This window comes from Leptospira kmetyi serovar Malaysia str. Bejo-Iso9, from assembly GCF_000243735.2.
Taxonomy (GTDB): Bacteria; Spirochaetota; Leptospiria; order Leptospirales; family Leptospiraceae; genus Leptospira; species Leptospira kmetyi.
Genome location: NZ_AHMP02000003.1, coordinates 1711023 through 1728068, shown reverse-complemented (window position 1 = coordinate 1728068; position 17046 = coordinate 1711023). Strand labels below are relative to the sequence as shown.

The following is a 17046-nucleotide window of genomic DNA, read 5'->3' as shown; positions in this document are numbered from 1 at the left end:
TTTTCGGTCCTTCTTCGATCGAATTTGCGGTTGATTATTATGGAAAGAATTTTTAAAGAAAGGGCATCAACGAATAATTGAAAGGAATGAAAATTTTTATTCCGTTTCGGTAAAATCCGTTAGGCGGAATTCAATCGATGCTGTTTAACGTTCTTTGTTCGGAGAAAATCAAAAGCTAATTATAAATCAGAGCGAAGAAGCGTTGCAAAGCGCAAACGTTTACGGTTGAAATGCGGTGAAGAGAAGAATCCAATCGTTGCTTTGTCTTTCATACCAGTTTTCTTCCGGATAAAAAGTTCCGCCTGCTTGTTCCAAAACTTCTTTCATATACGGTTCGCCCGGATCGAAATCCTTTCCGTCGAGATAAATCGAACCGCCCCATTTTTTCTTGGCTTGTGTATGAGAATAAACCCCGCGTAAGGATTCGACGCGTTCGTTGTTCAAAGGAATTTTATACTTTTCGGAAAGTTCTTTTACGAGACGAACGACTGCCTTGGTCTGTTCTTTGTTGGCAAGAAGCATGTCCGTATCCTTGCCGACGATCTCCACTTGAAAACAATTCGCGTTTGTCCCGGTCGCCGCGGCGGCCGTATCGAAGATGGAATCCAAAAGCTGATATGTTTTTCCGTCCTGATCGGCGAGAAAGGTCGCTGATAGATTCCGTTTTTCTAATACTTCCAAAGTCTTTTGATAATCCGGAATCGCGGTATAATGAAGAACGATACAATCGGGACGGATCGTTCCGCGATGATTGTAACGAAGTCTTTTTTCTTCGGGAGCTTTTCCGTTTCCATCCTTTTCGATCGATTCCAAGTTTACGACCGGAGCCTGGGTGGTTCCTCTTCCGTGGCTATAGGTCTGGACGATTTTTTTACCGGAAGAATCCGTGAACTTTTCCTTGCGAAGAACCCAACCCGGAACGAATCGATCCTTCCATTCGGATTCGGGAAAGAATTTTCCCTGGACTTTGGAAAGAACCGTGGAAAGAACTTTCTCGCTTCCGCATTCTCCCGTATCGAGAAAACGCCCGAACTTCTTTTTGCTCTGCGTATGCGTAAAAATTCCTTTACCGGAAGCGATGTCGAAGTTGTTTAGAGAAATTGAATATTCTTTGGAAAGGGATTGGATCAATTCGGTGAGCGCCTTGAGTTGCGCCTCGTTTTTCAACACGGAATCGTTTGCGCCTTCCCAAGAAACGTGGATCGTCGTTTCGTCCATTCCCGGCGCGGCCCTATAAAGAATTTTGGAAGGATCTTCCACTCCGTATACGCTTCCGTTTTCCAAAACGATAAAGTGAACCATCCATCCGCCGGATTTGCTTTTCTCCAAATATTCTTCCGCTTTCAAACCGGAAGTGTGATGTAAAAGAATCGATTTAACTCGGAACGACCATCTGCTTTTCCCGATCGTGTCCAGAGAATCCTTTCCGATTCCCAATGTTAAAAAGGGGAGAATTCCGTTCGGTTGTGAAGCGGAAACTTCCTTCGTTTGCGTCGAACAATTTAAAAGTAAAACGAACGTTAAGAAAAGAACGGAAAAAAAATATTTCATACGTTGGAAACCTTGTCTCGGAGACGGGTCAGATCCTCCCGCAGTTTTTCGAGGGTTCTGGAAAGTTTTCTATGACGGTTGATTAAATCTGAATATTCGGAAATTCTAAAGTTCTTTCCGTTTTTCTTTTTGTCCTCGTCCTCTTCGGGAGCGAGCGGAATTTCCCGGAACAGATCCGAGGAGGAATCGAATTCCCGAGTGAGTTTTAAGAATTCGGCGGAACAAGCCGAAAAGAATTCGGGGGAAAGTTTCGATTTGGAGGATTCGATCTGTTTTTCGAGTCCGTCCTTTGCGGTTTTTAAAAAGGAGAATAAGGATTGGTTGTCTTGCACCACTTCATTGAGGGATTCCTGGAGATGAAGTTCGGTTTTGCTTTTGGAATGTAGAATTCCCCGTTTGGCCTTTAAATAGATCAGATAGATCAATACGACCGATACGATAAAAATCGCCGAAAAAAGAAAGAAGGTCCTTTTTTCGTAGATCCATTCCACGGTTTCCCATTGAAACAGATCGGGCGCGTAAGCCGCTAACGCTAAACCTCCCAGAACGATAAAAATTGCGGTGTAAAAAAAGACGCGAAATGCCATTCGATTTCATAACAGATTCCCCGCTTACGCTTGTCAAGGAACCTTCTTTCGTTAAAGAAATCGCGTTCGGGATTTAAGATCGGCCTTACCGGTTTCCGATATAAAAAGGGATGGAAGAACCCACTCCAAAACCGGTTTCAAGCTCTAAAGTCGTCAATCTTGGAATGTATAAAATCAAAAAGACTCTGAGAGAAGAGGGCTTTGAAGTCGTGGAAAGACCCGACGGCAAGATTTCTCTCGTGATCCGGGTCGGAAAAGAAAAGCGGAACTGATTTCGTTTTTCGAATTCGGTTTAAAAAACCGGGGATTTCGAATGCGTTTTTTCCGGATCGGCCGCGTCCGCGGCGATTACGAAACGTTCAAAACGAGTTGTTTAGAAAATCCTAATTTAGAAAATTCTTAACTGATTTACAAATATAAACAAAGTAAAAAACGATTCTCATCGTCGGATGACGTTTGCGTTCTACAGCGCATCCGGATCCGCATCGGGAAGTTCCACTTCCTCACGTTTCGGTTCGGGTTTTAAAAATTCCCCGCACTTTTCCGTGAGTTGATCGTGGATCTTCCATTTGTCTCCGGCAAGAGGCATAACTCTCAGATACAATCTGTAATTGCGAATCGATCCTTTGCAGTAACCGCCTTTGAGATAGAGTTGTCCTAAAAGTTTTCGCGCCGCGGGATGCGCGGGTTCCAACTCGATGACTTGATTGGCAAGTCGTACGGCCTTGTCCGGATTGTTCGCCGCGAGTTTTCTCGCTTCTTCCCAAACCGGAAGAGTTTCCTTTTCATACTTTCTATAAAGATCGGTGTTGCCCATTTGAAAAAGACGAAAGATGATCGCGTCTTCTTTTCCGTTCTGACAGATTCCATACCAAACGTCTTCTTCTCTTTCCGTGATTCGATTGGCTCTGATTCCGGCCAATCTCGAACCGTCGATACAACCCGTTGCTTCGAAAAGATCCTTCATGGCTTGCGGAGAAGTCGCTAAAATTCTTCTCGCTCTGTTCTCAAAACTTGCGATCTCGTCTTCGGGTAAAGAATCCTCCGGATTCGGAAGGTCTTGCAAACCGGACAAAACTCGGAGCTTTACGTTGGATTCCAAAACCCATTCGGGAAGGTTGAGCGATTTTAAAAACGGATCTTCTTTGGGGAAGATTCTTCTATAAACGGAACAATTCGATAAAGCGAGAATGATGCAGAAAAATAAAACGAAACGTCGAGAAGAGGAGAAAAACGATCCTGAGAGGACTTTTTGATTTGCCACAATAGGTAACATGTGATTTCTCAACAATAGAATCAATCAGGAATCTATGATCCAAGAACTCAAAGCAGATCTAAACGGAAAGGGACAAAAACACTGTGTGATCGTCTCCCGTTTCAACGAATTTATCACCGAAAGCCTTTTGAAAGGCGCTCTTGAATCCTTCCGTATGCACGGAGTTAAGGAAGAAGACGTGACCGTGGTTCGAGTTCCCGGCGCATACGAAATGCCCGTGGTGGTCGCGAAAGCGGCGGCTTCTAAAAAATACAATTCCATCATTTGTCTCGGCGCGGTCATCCGAGGCGCGACCGCCCATTTCGATTTCGTCGCGGGTGAATCCGCGAAGATCGGTTCCATCGGAGTTCAACATTCCATTCCCGTCGTGTTCGGGGTGTTGACCACCGATACGATCGAACAAGCGATCGAAAGAGCGGGGACCAAGGCCGGTAACAAAGGCGCCGAATCGGCGGCCACGGCGATCGAAATGGTCAATCTGCTTTCCCTTCTTTAAATGTCAGCCAGACGCACATCCAGAGAAATCGCCGTAATGGCACTTTACCAATTGGAACTTACCGGACCTCCGCTCAAAGAGGTTCTTAAGTTCAAGTGGTATGACAAAAAAACAGAACCCGAAGAAAGGGATTTCGCCATTTCCATCGTAAATGGGGTTGTGAAAAACCAGGAACAGATCGATACTCTGATCAAGAAGTATTCCAAAAATTGGGACTTTTCCAGAATCAGCGTCGTGAATAAGGCGATTCTTCGTTTGTCCGTATACGCTTTGTTGTTTACTTGGGAAGTTCCGAAGAACGTTACGATCGACGAGGCGGTGGAGCTTACGAAAGAATTCGAAAGCGAAGAATCCTCGCGGTTCATAAACGGAATACTCGACGCAATTCTCAAAAACGAAATCAAATCCGATGGATAAAGAGATCCGAAAAAACAGGTTGTTCTTGGAGGGAATGGAGGAGAAAGAACTCTATTTTCCCGAAGACAGGGAACCCGTTCGGATTCGCAGATCATACAATAAACTTCTAATATTCTGGATTTTGATGGGAGTTCTCGTTCTGGGAGGACTCGGTTTCGCGGTTTACTATCAATTCTTCCGTTCTTCTTCTCCGGGTTCCGAGTTTGCGGGCGCATTCAACAAGGATCTGATCCAAAACAAGTCGGATATCAATCGTTTATTAGAAAGACCTTATCTTCCCGACGGAAACGCGAACCCACAACTGACGAAGTGTATCAATCTTTATAAGGAAAGATTCACGAGACAGGCGTTCGATTATTGCAACGAATTTTTGGATTCCACGGGAACTCAGGAAGAGAAGTCGATCGCCTTGACCGTGTTAGGCGTCATTCACGACGAAAGCGGACGTTATCCGCAAGCGATCGAACGTCTTCAAAAAGCGGTTCAATACGATCCTAAGAATTTTTACGCGTACTACAATCTCACGCTCGCTTACAAACACGCCGGAAGATTTGCGGACGCGAGAATGGCCGCGCTCAAAGCGAAGGAAATCGCTCCGAACGATCCGAGGGTTTCCCTTCTTGCGGGAAATCTTTTCAACGAACTGAACGATCCGGACGCGGCCATCGACGCGTATAAGGAAGGACTTTCCGCCGCGCCGGACGATATGTATCTGACCTACAATCTCGCGGTCAGTTATTTTAAAAAAGGCGATATCCCTCAAGCCGAGGAAGAATTTAAGAAAGTCGTAATGAAAACTCCTTCGGGAAGACTCGCGGCGTTATCGCATTCTTATCTCGGAAACATCGCCTACAACAAACAGGATTATAAAAGCGCGGAATATCATTTTCGTCAGGCGAGCAATCTTTCTCCGAACGAAGCGAAGTATCTCTACAATCTCGCGGTGGTTCTTCAGAAAAACGGAAACAAGGAAGAGGCTCTCAAATATCTTGAACTCGCGCGTGACGCGGGTGCGAACGATCCCGAAATTTATAGGCTGATCGCGGAAGGATTCTCCAATTTAAACCAAGGAGAAATGTCCATCTCCGCGCTTCAGAAAAGTTTAAAATACAATCCGACCGATATCGATTCACTCTTTCAACTCGCGGAAGCGTATTACAACAAAGGCGATCTTTTATCCGCAGAAGAAACCTATCGTAGAATCGTTTCTTCCACGCCCGGAGACAGTTTTACCGAGACGGCTCTCATCAATTTGGGAGTGGTTCTCGATCAGATGGAACGTTATTCCGAAGCGATCACCGCGTTAAACCGAGTGCTGGAACTCAATCCGAAAAGCGCAAAGGCCTATCATACATTAGGACTTGTTTATAAACATTCCGGCAACGGAACTCTCGCCATCGAAAACTGGAGAAAGTCAACGGCGATCGAACCGGAGAACGTTCAGAGTCGCGAAGCGCTTGGAGATTATCTTCTCGAAAATAAATTTTTTCGCGAAGCCGTGGAAGAATACATCGGAGTCGTAAAACACAAAAACGACGCGTATAAGGTTTATCTCAAAATGGCGGAAGCCTATATGGGAATGCAGGACGATTCCAACGCGGAAAAGATTCTTTTGAAAGTGTTGAATACTTCCCGCGACGGAGCCGATCTGAAAAACGCTCATAAAAAACTCGCGCTTCTATACAACAAGTCCAAGGACCCGGATCTGAAGAACCGAGCCAAGGACGAGGCGTTCCGTTCCGCGCACATGGACCCGGACGATATGGAAGGTCGTTTGGTACTTGCAAAAATTCTAATAGACTCCAATTCGATTTTGGATCGTGAAAAGGCGATCGACGAATTGACCGCGATCGTTCGTTCCGACGTAAGACCGAAAACCGCGGCGACCGCGTATAACTATCTCGGAATTTGTTATTATAAAAACGGAGAATTCAAGAGGGCCGTTCGCGCGTTTCAAAGTTCGATCGACCTCGATCCTTCCTTGTCCGAAGCGTATGAGAACAAACGCGCCGCTTCCGCCGCTCTGGAAGAATCCACGCGCAGGGAGGGATTTTTCTGAAGATTTTTTTCCGGAGCGTTCCTACCGTTTTTCTTTCATTCTTTCTCATCACGATTTCGATCTCCGCCGCGGAAACTCCCAAGGATGAATTTAAGGAAAAGGTAATGGGCTTTTCCAAAACGCAGGCTGCGGCGATTTCCGAAATCCGTTCCAGAAACCGTTTGGATCTCGTAAAGGAACTGCCCGCGATCTTTCAAAACGAATCCGCGGAAGAACGCACTCAGATCGCGGTTCTAAAACTTTTTTCGGAGTTGGACGATCTTGATTCTTTGGCGCCGAACTGGGTCAACGCATTGGACGCGGTCTTTCAAAAGACGACTAACGTGACTTTGAAAAAGGAGATTCTCCTTTTAGCGGAAAAGAAAAAGGAAAAAAGACTGATCTATTCCGTAATCGCCGCGTTCAGCGATCCAGAAACCCCGGTCAGAACCCTCAGTTATCGTTTGATGCATCTTTTGAAGGACGACCGCGCGCTTCCGATCCTGCTCGATATGTCCTTGTCCAAGGATCCGGTACAAAGAATGTATTTTCTCGAATCTTCTTTGATCATCAAGGACGAAAGGATTCAAAATCAGATTCATAAACTTGCAAACGACGAAAGTTCGGGTGTTCGTAAAAAATATCTGATCGCGATCAATCGGCTCGGGATGACCGAAAAATTCTCTCAGTTTCAAAAGTCCGCGACGAGCGATCCGGACGACGACGTGAAGATGGTCGCGTTGGAAATTCTCAAAAACAAAAAGAACCGCCAGTATATCTCGTTGTTTTATAAGGGACTTACGGATTCCAATCCCGATCTCAGAAGAATTTCTTTGGAAGCGCTTTTGATCTTTCAGGATAAACAAGGAGCCAAGGCGATCTCGGATCAACTCGCAAAGGAAGACACTTTGTTTCTTAAGGCGAGAATGATCGATCTTCTTTTGGATCTGGGAAACAACGGCGGAGGTCAGGGAATTCTCGCGGTATTGACGAACGGAGAGGAACCCGAACTCAGAACCAAGGCCGCGTATGCCGTGGGAAAACTCGGAGCGAACACGAGCGCGGTCGAACTTACGAAAATTCTTTCCGAAGAAAAAGAGAACATGGTCAAGTGGCAACTCATTCATTCCTTGGGAGAATTGAAAGAGAAGAACGCCGTTCCTGCGTTACTCGTTCTTGCCAGAAACTCTAGGGAAAAGTTGAACCTTCGCATCGAAGCGGTGGCTACGATCCGAGCGATCAACGATCCCGATAGCCTTCCTTCCATTTTTGAAGCGTACGTTTCGGAAAACGAAAAAACTCTTCGCGTAGAACTTGAAAACACGATGCGCGAAATTCTCAATTTAAAATTTCCTCCGAAACTTCCTTAAGAATTTTTGAATCCTTCTCGCTTTGTGTAGAATTTTCTTCTTCAAGTTCGGGAAACCTCGAACTCTCGACAAGCCGCGTCTTCAAAAAAAAGGGTCGGACCCGGGCGGGGAGCCCGAGTCCGACCGAATACTCTTCAATGTTCGTGGATGGAGTAAAAGGCTTCCGAGATCGAACGGATCGATATAAAATAATATGTTTAGAATATTCTAACTTTATAATTCGTTTTGCGTCCTCGTTTTTATTCCAGACGTTTGTAGTAACCGATCGAAACGTTTACGAACAGACCTTGATCGTGAGCTTTGTGAAGACCCAAAACCCCGTATTGATTTTCGAAAGCGACGGGACTGGGAGAATCGGTCCAGACGTTCGGCCAAAAACGAATCGAAGGCTCGATCATCAAACCTTCTTTGCCGCCTAACGGAAAAATGCGATAGTAAAGACCGAGACCCGCGGATCTGGTTCTGTAACGATGTGTCGTACCGGGCATGACGTAATGCGCGTTGTAAAGAAATTCGGATTCGACCGCTTTCCGAAGAGTCACGTCCATAAAGTTTTCGTTTTGAGAAAGGGGAGGCACCCAATTCTCCGCGCCGTTTCCGCTCACGGGAAGATCGGATCGAATGCCCAGAGCCTGAGAAAGATAGAGTTCGTCCGGCGAAGTATTGGATTGAACTCTGTAAAAATGTTCCTTGAATTCGAGACGAAGATCGAAGTTGGGAGTGAAAAGATAACCGATCCCGAAACCCGTCGTATAAGGGACGTGCACTTTGAGATCCTGTTTTCTTTCAGCCTCGCTTAAACCCGCGCCGCCCATACGATCGAAGTGCAGATCCGTGCCGTGAGAATATTCGAATAAGAATTTCTTACCGTAATACGTGCCCGCCACATTCCAACCGCCTAAAAGAGGTTGGGAAAGACCGCCTTGGATCGAAACCGCTTCCGCGTTTAAGGAGAATGCGGTAAAAAAGAGAAGAAGGGAAATAATTGTTTTCTTTAACATTGTTGACATTGGGTTCCTCCGAACGATTCTACTTTAGCGTGTTTCAAGGAACCGGTCGCCCCGCCCCATGGGGTGGAACCCGTTTTTTAGGAGAATTTTTTGTTCGGTTTAGATTTTGGCTCCTTTGTGATCGCCTCCGGATTGGTTCAATCCGTGTTGCTCGGATTCTTTTTCAAACGATCGAATCGATCCGGGAGAAACTCGTCCTTATTGGGTTGGGCGTTTTTGCTTTTGTCCGTTCTTTTGGCGCTCGGGCTTGCGTTTCAAACCGGTCTTGTGCTGGAGTTCCCGCATTTATCCAGGGTCGGACATCCTTTGGGCGCGTTGGCGGCGCCGCTTTTCGCGATCGCACTTCAGAAGTATTTCGGATATCCCAAAGAAAGAAGAATTTGGATTCTTCTGTTCTTCGCGGTTCCGACTCTCATATTCTTATATTCGATACCGCATTACGCGATGGGTTGGGACGAAAAACTCGCGTACATATTGGAAGATCGTAAATCCCCGCATTTGGAATGTACGGTGATCGGGGCGGTCACGTTGTTGTTCAATATTCTGATCTTTACGAGAATCTATTACAGATTGGGAGGATTCGAGGAAGAATTCTCCCGCGCCGCGATCCGGGAAGTTTCCGTTTTTCGAAAGTTCGTATTGGTGTGCGTGTTTTTATTGGCGGTTTCGATTTTATTCTTCGTTTTGTTTCCCGGACTTCGATCGGAAACGATTTCGAACGCCGCGCTCGGAATTTGGATCATCGTGTTCGCTTGGTCCCGAGTTTATTCCGAAAACGCGGAATCCGCATCCGAGGAAAAGGAAGAATCGAAATACAAAAAAGCGTATTTGAGCGAGGACACAGTAACGGAGAATGGAAAACGAATATTCCAAATCTTGAATGAAGAAAAATCCTATCTGGACCCGGATTTCGATTTGGGAACTCTTTCCCGGATCTTGGGGATTTCCACGCACGCGACGTCTCAAGTGATCGGAAGATATTTCGGAAAAGGATTTTTGGAACTCTGCCGGGAATTTAAAATCGCAAAGGCCGAAGAACTTTTAAAAGAAACCGATCTTCCGATTTTAAGAATCGGATTGGACGCGGGTTTCAATTCGAAGACGAGTTTTTTAAGAGCCTTCAAAGAAGAAAAGGGAATGACCCCGAGCGAGTTTCGAGAACAAAAGAAATAGTTTGATATAAAAATTATTTGTGCGACACGACGTTCGATCGCATTCGATTTATATCGAATTTTATTTCGATAGGAAGATTGAGTCTTACTTTATGCGGTATCCTCCGATTCTTACGGAGTTTATTCCTGAAAACATATTTTAGAGATCGATCCTACAAAAAAAGAATTCTCCATTCCGTAGGATGAAATCCAATTGTGCTATGTCAGAAACGATCTTAACAACTTCGGAAGAACATTATAGAAAACTGGAAAAAATGTACAACGGCGCTCCGGTGAACGAATATTTTAAACCGACACTCACCATATCCAAAGGCGCTTGCGAACTTAGGATTCAAATCCGAGAAGATTTCTTTCACGCGGCGGGTGCGACCCACGGTGTAGTTTACTTCAAGGCGGCGGATGACGCGGCGTTCTTTGCGGCCAATTCTCTCGTAAAAGGAAGTTTTGTTCTTACTTCCACGTTCCATCTTACCTTGCTCCGGCCGATTCAATCCGGGATTTTATTGGCAAAGGGTTTGGTCGTTCAAAACGCGGCGCATCAAATCATCGCCGAATCCACACTTTGGGACGAAAGAGGTAGGGAAGTCGGAAGAGGAATCGGTAATTTTGCAAAGAGTTCGATTCCTTTGACGCCGGAAATGGGTTATAAGCTGTAAAAGATTTTACGTTTTCCGTTCCAAGCTGTGTCGCATAACGTTGTTTTTGTTTGGTCCGATCTGTCGTCTTTGCTTTAGTTTGCGGTAACACAACGGACCGAAAGAGAACTGCTTTTGTCGTTCCATCCCAGTTGTCCGCTTGTAAAGTCGAAAAGAAGAGCTCCCGTTTTTATATTGTCAAAGGTTGTCGAAGTCCAATGAGAACCGGGACTGTTCGGAAAGATCGGATGGATCAAGGGAGCCAACGGTTGCGTATAATCCGCGATACTTAAAAGTTCGTTTGGATTCGGAAGCCTCCAATTGTTTCTTCCCGCAAAATTCGAAAATTCGCACGTATTGCGGGCGCCGTTCCAATCAAGCAGGTTCGCAGCGCCCGCGCATCCGGGTGTGGCCGTTCCATCCACACATTTCATCCAAAGAAGATTCGTATTCGAATCGGTGACCGTTCCGTCTCCGTTGTCTACAAAGGCGAAAGGAGAGATCGTATTTCCGGAAACACAACGAAGATTGATGATCGATCCTTGCAGGTTTGAATAGAATCCGAGATTCGGAGCGTCGAAACGAATTACGAAATTGTTTCCTAGGTTCAGCGGATCGATCGTATTGCTCCAATAGCTGACGCCCGAAAACGTATTCGGAAATTGACCGTCAATGTGCGGATTGTTCGTGTAGTGCAACAAAGAAGCGAGTTCTCGCACGGTCGGAATTCTCCAATTCGTTTTTCCCGCGTATCCCTTTCCCGCATTGAGAGTATTCAATTCCGTGCAACTTCCGGGAAGACCCGCGTTTGCAGCCGTCCAAGTGATCGCAGTCGGAACTCCGATCCCGCAATTCGAACCGGATTGTCCCTGAACACAAGACTTCCAAGTGAGACCGTGAAGCGTGTCGAGAGTCGTGTAGTCGGTCGGGTATTTGCAATATTGCGTAGGTCCTACGAAACTTCTCGCGTTGGGAACGTTATTGTAATCCGCATCTTCTCCGTTCGCGGCGCAAGGAATACTAACCCCGCCCCCTCCGCCGCCGTAACAATTGACTTGTCCCGTATCGGAGATCGCGTTTGCGTTGAAGTTGGAAAATCCGGTCGGACATTCTTCCGCGGGCGGCTGATTGTTTTGATTTTGAGAAGAATTCTGCCCGTTTAAATACTGCAAAACTACGTAAGGAGGATCGGGTTTGTCCGGTGGTTTTACGCAGAAGACGAGTTGCAACATCGTTAAGAAAATAAGTATGAATCTCATAGGCCGTTCTCAAAGTTCTATTTCACAATAGATTCAAAGATTAGAATATACGGATGTTCTAATGATTTCCGGATTTCAGAATCCAATATCCGTTTTAGAATCCGATCTATGAATCTAACGTTTTTGTACATACGATATTCTCGGGTTTTTGAGAATCAAATTTTAAGAACAAGCGAGTTCAGGTTATATTCTGAACATACTCTTCTTTGTTTCTGCGAATCAATCGGTGACACAATGGGCAAAACGATTGCAGCGATCGCAGAGATTCCCGGTTTTGTGGATCAATTCGTTACACAAATCGCTCGAGCTCCGACCCACTTTGAAGTTCCAACTACGGTTCCGTTTGTGAAATCAATCGTTAAGTTTTCGTTCAGAACGTTTGGATTTGTCGTGGAGGACCAAAAAACCGCCCCTGGAAAATTGGGAAAGGTCGCCGTCGGGATGACGGGCGCGACCGCAATCGAATGATCTACCAGGCTGAGCAGTTCGTTGATGTTCGGCAATCTCCAGTCGCTTCTTCCGGCATAAACCAAGTTGTTGCAGTTGGTATAAGCCGAATTCACATTCCCTACGAAGAGAACTCCAACCGCGCAAGTTGTGGAGGATTTTCCGAATGGACATTTTACCCATAAAAGATTGGTGTTTCGATCCGTTACGGTTCCCAACAAGGCTCCCGTATTCACTTGATAAGAGGGTGCGGGCGGCGGATTTCCGGAAACACATCGAAGTATGCCGTTCGTATTCTTTGCGAACGTTCTTGTGTTCGTCATATTTAAAAAATCGAACTGCCAAGCTTGGGCCGCGTTTGTCGCGTCGTCCGTGTTTGCAACATACAACGCACTCATATCGGGATTCGGAAACTGAGTCGTTTCCATGTGAGTAGGAACGTTCGTATAAAGATACAGAGGAAAAAATTCTCGGATGAGTGGAATTCTCCAGTTGGTTTTTCCCGCGTATCCGTTTCCTCCGTTCATCGCGTTGAGAGTTTGGCAAGAACCGGGAGCGCCTAACAAAGCATTGGTGATGGAAATTTGATTCGCAAGTCCGGTGCATGTCCCGCCGGTTTGACCTTCCGGACAAGTTTTCCATATGAGACCGCGAAGATTGTCCAAGGTCGTATAATCGTTTGTATATTGAGAATGTTGTGTTGGTCCGGTAAACGAACGTACATTGGGGACGTCGGAAAATTCTCCATCTTGTCCCGTTCCCGCGCAGGCGATCGCGGCGCCCGCATTGTTGTAGCATAGGGTTTGTCCCGTATCGCTGATCGTGCTCGGGTTGTAAGAAGGCGATGGCGTGGGGGTAGGCGTGTTATTATTATTCGATCCGGAAGGATTGATCAGATAATTGAGAAGAGTGTAGGGCGGGTCCGGTTTGTCCGGCGGATGTGCTATACAATCAAAATGGAATAGAATGAAAAGAATGTAAATGTAATTTCTGCTCATACCCAACCTCGTGCAACTCGAACAAAATGGAAATTCCGAATTTATTTTGTTCTGAGATCTTTGTTTTTATTTCGAATTCGTGTTCGGTTTTTTTCGTAAACGGAACATGTCTAAGTATGTCGTTCCTACGACTGATTCTTCTTTTGGGGAATCTCAATTCTTCTTTGAAAGTTTGCAGGTTATATCTTGGGTTGTGAATATGGGATTGGGTTGGGTATTTGAATGGAAAAGAATGGTGACCCAAGGCGAGAGGACCTTTTTCAGTTGGATGAGTTGTAAAGTTTTATGATTAAACTGATGGGGTAAGCATTGGGAATATTGATTTTTCGTTTTTTGGGTATGGTTCGTTTCTTTGATTATGTAAAAGAATTAAAATATTCTAATGTTATTTATGGGTTGGTTGATTTCTTCTTTTTGTCGTTTTTTTGTTCGTTCGTGAAATCGGAGGTTTTGTGGTAGTTCCTACAAAGCTTTGATTTCTAAATTTTATGGATTGTAGCAGTTCCACCCTTGTTTTGATTCCATGACTTTCCCTGTGCATTCGATCATTCATAGGAGTTCCTACATTTTCCCGTGGAAATCGACAAAATCCCACAGCCCATAAGGGATCCGTAAGAGTTCCCACATTTCCTCAAATAAACTCGGGATCACCGAACCGATAACTAAACGTTCGTTATACATAAGCCTCCGAAAACCATCCGCAAACCGAATTCTCAAAAAAGGGATTGAACTTTCCGATCAATTCGTATAAAACAATGGGGATTTTGAGTTCTTACAAAGTTTACTAAGGCGAATGCTTTCTATATAGTAGAGCGGGTTCGGGATTTATTTATAAATCATTGGAAAGTTCTGATTCAAAGGGTGAGAAAAGAAGAAGAGACCGAATGAAAAACGTAGCGCGACCCGGCTCAAACGAATCTTTTGGAGTGCGGAAAGCGGGACATACAACGGGTTTTTTATTTCGACTACTTCGATTCTTCTCAAACGCAATGAATCGCTCGAGAGAAAACTCAGCATCTCGCACCAGAGGTGCTCGAAAAGAACTCAGCATCTCGCACCAGAGGTGCTCGATAGGAGAAACGAGTATGAAGAATAAATGGGTGGTGGTCGCAAACCGATCCGAAGCGAAAATCTTCGAGTATAAAGGAACACGGAATGGACTCGAACTTCTTGAAAGTATCGAAAATCCGAAAGGAAGAAAGAAAAATCGAGAACTGATTCTCGAGTCTTCCGGTCCGGGCAAAAGCGCAAAGGCACAGAGAGTTGCATTCGACACGGAATCCGTACAAGAACCGAAACGAAGAGTTGCGGAATCTTTTGCGAGTCAGATCTCCGACGTGATTTCTCAAGGAAGAAAATCCAATCGTTTTCTCAGTCTCGTTCTCGTTTCCGAACCTCGGTTCCTTGGAATGATTTTGGATAAGATGGATCGTAAGTCCCAGTCCATGATCTTTCATAAGATGGGAAAGGACCTCGCCGCGACGAACAACCGCGAGATACTATCGCATCTCAGAGGGATTCTCGTTTAGAAAAGAATCCACATTCTAACTTGAATCCGTTTTGCAAGGAATGCCTTCCGAAGATCGGAGGGCATTTTTTTTGGGAAATCAATGGACAGAATCCAAGACCTTCGATTTTATAATTTCTGATTTCTTTTTAAATAAATCGATATTCGGAGATACTGGAATGGCCAATTCGCAGGGCAAATACGTGCTTTCCATCGACAGCGGTGGAAGTGGAATCCGAGCGTTCTTACTGGATCGCAAAGGAAAGATCGTCGAAAGACAATACGAAAAAACTCCTCCGAACATTCCCACGGCCGGGGCTTTGGAACACGATCCCGAAGTTTTGTGGAAGGCCCTTCTTTCCTTATTGAAAAAAATCCAAAAGAACAAACAAGTCGCGAAAGAAATCGCCGCATTAGGAATTTGTAATCAACGAGGTTCCTTTCTTCTCTGGGAAAAATCCTCGGGCAAACCTCTGACTCCCTTGATCAGCTGGGCGGACGTTCGTTCCCACAAAACCGCCGAAGCGATGAACCGCAATTTGATATGGAACCTGATTCGTTTCGTTTCCACGATCATCGGAAGATTGACCAATCACCCGATGATGATCGCGACTTCTATGTTGAGATTCACAACCGATCACGCGACCTGCAGATTGAAATGGGTTTTGGACGAGAATCCGGAACTCAAAAAAAGATGTAAAAAGGGAGAAGTTCTGTTCGGAACCCTGGACACTTGGTTCATTTATAAACTCACGGGCGGCAAACAACACCTAACGGATTCGTCTAACGCGGTCGCTACGGGAATGTTCAATCCGTTTCAGTTGATCTGGAACCAACCGATCTTCAGCATCTTCGGAATTCCTTCGAATCTGTTTCCGGAAGTAAGGGACAGCAACGGGGACTTCGGACATTCTTTGCCGGAATTTCTCGGAGGAAATTCGATTCCGATCCGCGCTTCCATCGGAGATCAGATGGCCGCTCTGTTCGGACAATGTTGTTTCGAACCCGGCGAAGTAAAAATCTCCCAAGGTTCGGGAGCGTTCGTCGACATCAACATAGGACCGAAAGCGAAACTTTCCAGACGCGGTCTTTTTCCGATGATCGCTTGGAGAATCGACGGTAAAACGACTTATATGCTCGAAGGTTTTGTCGCAACCGCGGGAACTCTGATCGATTGGCTCGGTAAGGGAATCGGACTTTCCGATACTCCGAAGGTTTTGAACGAACTCGCATCCCAAGCCGAAGATACCGAAGGAATCGTTTTTATTCCGACTCCGACCGGCGCTCGTTTTCCTTACTTCAATCCCCGCGCCAAGGCTTCGGTCATCGGACTTTCTTTGGCAAGTCACAGAAGACACGTCGCAAGGGCCGTCTTGGAAGGAATCTCCTTGAGCCTTTACGAAATTTTGGAAGGGATTCAACAAGACACGAAGGTAAAGATCAAAGAGATCAAAGTGGACGGAGGAGTTTCCCAGTCCGATATTCTACTTCAGTGTTTATCAGATTTTTCGAATGTACGAGTGGACCGCGCGCCCGAACCGGATATGACCGCGACCGGAGCCGCTTATCTCGCGGGACTTGCGATCGGTTTTTGGAAGAATTTGGACGAACTGAAAAGTCTTCAAAAAGGTTATAAGTCTTTCGAGCCGAAGATGGACCCAACAAAAAGAACGCAGAAGATTCAAAGATGGAAGAAAGCCGTCGCGGCGACTCTTTCGATCGAGTAGAATTCGATTAAAGGTAAGAATCGATTCGTTTAACTAAAACGAATCGAACTGATAACGGTGGTGAGTTCGCTGACTAAATAACTCGGGGGCATCTCATCGCTGTTGTAAGTGAGTAACGTCATTCGTTTTTGATTGGCGATCATATAAACCATCCAGAAACGATCCTCCTTTACGAACTCACAGGCCATGATCTTACTTCCTTCTTCGTTTTCAAACGCGGCGATCTTGTCCTCTTCGAAGTCGATCTCGTGGGTTTTTAAATACCGTTCCAATTCTTCCCGAAGATTGTAATTTCCGGCCTTGTTTTCAAACGCGTAGACTTGCAAGGCGCCGCTTCCGTTTTCCTCGAAAAAAGCGGGAATTCCTTCTATGACCATGTGAACCCAATGCGCCGGGATCACCATCGAATACCAACCGTTGGGCGAAGTGTAGAGTTTGTATTCCGGAGTTTGAGACATGAATTCTTACAGTCCTTCCTACCAGATTCTTTTCATGGATTTTTCGGGCAAGCAGCTTCTAATTCTTGACAATTCCCAATTTGTATTATTTTTTATTC

At 45.5% G+C, this 17046-nt stretch carries 15 protein-coding genes and 1 pseudogene; 9 read left to right on the top strand and 7 right to left on the bottom strand.

Annotated elements, in window-relative coordinates:
- Nucleotides 1–219: 219 nt before the first annotated feature.
- Both LEP1GSC052_RS10505 and LEP1GSC052_RS10500 read right to left on the bottom strand, forming a co-directional pair.
- Nucleotides 220–1551 carry an N-acetylmuramoyl-L-alanine amidase gene (locus LEP1GSC052_RS10505; protein ID WP_020985921.1) on the bottom strand — a complete coding sequence of 444 codons (1332 nt, stop codon included), beginning with the start codon at nucleotides 1549–1551 and terminating at the stop codon, nucleotides 220–222.
- Nucleotides 1548–2138: a hypothetical protein gene (locus LEP1GSC052_RS10500; protein WP_010575755.1), complete on the bottom strand. Its 591-nt coding sequence runs from the start codon at nucleotides 2136–2138 to the stop codon at nucleotides 1548–1550. The genes LEP1GSC052_RS10505 and LEP1GSC052_RS10500 overlap by 4 nt, the downstream gene beginning before the upstream one ends.
- A 110-nt stretch (nucleotides 2139–2248) precedes the next feature.
- Here LEP1GSC052_RS10500 and LEP1GSC052_RS21435 point away from each other — a divergent pair, with 110 nt between their 5' ends.
- Nucleotides 2249–2410, top strand: coding sequence for a hypothetical protein (locus LEP1GSC052_RS21435; RefSeq protein WP_010575754.1), 162 nt, complete (start codon nucleotides 2249–2251; stop codon nucleotides 2408–2410).
- Between the two features lie 191 nt (nucleotides 2411–2601).
- Here the strand turns inward: LEP1GSC052_RS21435 and LEP1GSC052_RS10495 are convergent, their stop codons facing one another.
- Entirely contained in the window at nucleotides 2602–3414 is an 813-nt protein-coding gene (locus LEP1GSC052_RS10495; RefSeq protein ID WP_020985587.1) for a tetratricopeptide repeat protein, read from the bottom strand.
- A gap of 34 nt (nucleotides 3415–3448) precedes the next feature.
- Here LEP1GSC052_RS10495 and ribH point away from each other — a divergent pair, with 34 nt between their 5' ends.
- From ribH to LEP1GSC052_RS10475, 4 genes are all read left to right on the top strand, one after another.
- Nucleotides 3449–3910, top strand: coding sequence for a 6,7-dimethyl-8-ribityllumazine synthase (gene ribH, locus LEP1GSC052_RS10490; RefSeq protein WP_010575752.1), 462 nt, complete (start codon nucleotides 3449–3451; stop codon nucleotides 3908–3910).
- Nucleotides 3911–4327 (top strand): transcription antitermination factor NusB, encoded by a 417-nt coding sequence (gene nusB, locus LEP1GSC052_RS10485; RefSeq protein ID WP_084492216.1) that lies wholly within the window; start codon nucleotides 3911–3913, stop codon nucleotides 4325–4327. It begins immediately after the preceding gene.
- Entirely contained in the window at nucleotides 4320–6386 is a 2067-nt protein-coding gene (locus tag LEP1GSC052_RS10480; protein ID WP_010575750.1) for a tetratricopeptide repeat protein, read from the top strand. The genes nusB and LEP1GSC052_RS10480 overlap by 8 nt, the downstream gene beginning before the upstream one ends.
- Nucleotides 6387–6490: 104 nt before the next feature.
- Nucleotides 6491–7735, top strand: coding sequence for a HEAT repeat domain-containing protein (locus LEP1GSC052_RS10475; RefSeq protein WP_010575749.1), 1245 nt, complete (start codon nucleotides 6491–6493; stop codon nucleotides 7733–7735).
- Between the two features lie 239 nt (nucleotides 7736–7974).
- On the opposite strand, the gene LEP1GSC052_RS10470 is transcribed toward LEP1GSC052_RS10475, so the two are convergent.
- Nucleotides 7975–8736, bottom strand: coding sequence for a hypothetical protein (locus LEP1GSC052_RS10470; RefSeq protein WP_010575748.1), 762 nt, complete (start codon nucleotides 8734–8736; stop codon nucleotides 7975–7977).
- A 99-nt stretch (nucleotides 8737–8835) separates the two neighbouring features.
- On the opposite strand from LEP1GSC052_RS10470, the gene LEP1GSC052_RS10465 reads away from it, so the two are divergent.
- Together LEP1GSC052_RS10465 and LEP1GSC052_RS10460 are read left to right on the top strand one after the other, a co-directional pair.
- Nucleotides 8836–9918, top strand: coding sequence for a helix-turn-helix domain-containing protein (locus tag LEP1GSC052_RS10465; protein WP_010575747.1), 1083 nt, complete (start codon nucleotides 8836–8838; stop codon nucleotides 9916–9918).
- 199 nt (nucleotides 9919–10117) lie between these two features.
- A complete protein-coding gene (locus LEP1GSC052_RS10460) occupies nucleotides 10118–10573 on the top strand; it encodes a PaaI family thioesterase (RefSeq protein ID WP_010575746.1) in 456 nt (151 codons plus the stop codon).
- Nucleotides 10574–10647: 74 nt separating this feature from the next.
- Here LEP1GSC052_RS10460 and LEP1GSC052_RS10455 read toward each other — a convergent pair whose 3' ends face one another.
- On the bottom strand, nucleotides 10648–11811 hold the full coding sequence (locus tag LEP1GSC052_RS10455; RefSeq protein ID WP_040912954.1) for an Lcl C-terminal domain-containing protein: 1164 nt from the start codon (nucleotides 11809–11811) through the stop codon (nucleotides 10648–10650).
- Between the two features lie 281 nt (nucleotides 11812–12092).
- Nucleotides 12093–13256: an Lcl C-terminal domain-containing protein gene (locus tag LEP1GSC052_RS10450; protein WP_010575744.1), complete on the bottom strand. Its 1164-nt coding sequence runs from the start codon at nucleotides 13254–13256 to the stop codon at nucleotides 12093–12095.
- A 1085-nt stretch (nucleotides 13257–14341) separates the two neighbouring features.
- On the opposite strand from LEP1GSC052_RS10450, the gene LEP1GSC052_RS10440 reads away from it, so the two are divergent.
- Both LEP1GSC052_RS10440 and LEP1GSC052_RS10435 read left to right on the top strand, forming a co-directional pair.
- Nucleotides 14342–14785: a host attachment protein gene (locus LEP1GSC052_RS10440; protein WP_010575742.1), complete on the top strand. Its 444-nt coding sequence runs from the start codon at nucleotides 14342–14344 to the stop codon at nucleotides 14783–14785.
- A 157-nt stretch (nucleotides 14786–14942) separates the two neighbouring features.
- On the top strand, nucleotides 14943–16490 hold the full coding sequence (locus LEP1GSC052_RS10435) for a glycerol kinase 5 (RefSeq protein WP_040913467.1): 1548 nt from the start codon (nucleotides 14943–14945) through the stop codon (nucleotides 16488–16490).
- Between the two features lie 29 nt (nucleotides 16491–16519).
- Here LEP1GSC052_RS10435 and LEP1GSC052_RS10430 read toward each other — a convergent pair.
- A pseudogene (locus tag LEP1GSC052_RS10430) lies at nucleotides 16520–17034 on the bottom strand (hypothetical protein).
- Between the last annotated feature and the right edge of the window lie 12 nt (nucleotides 17035–17046).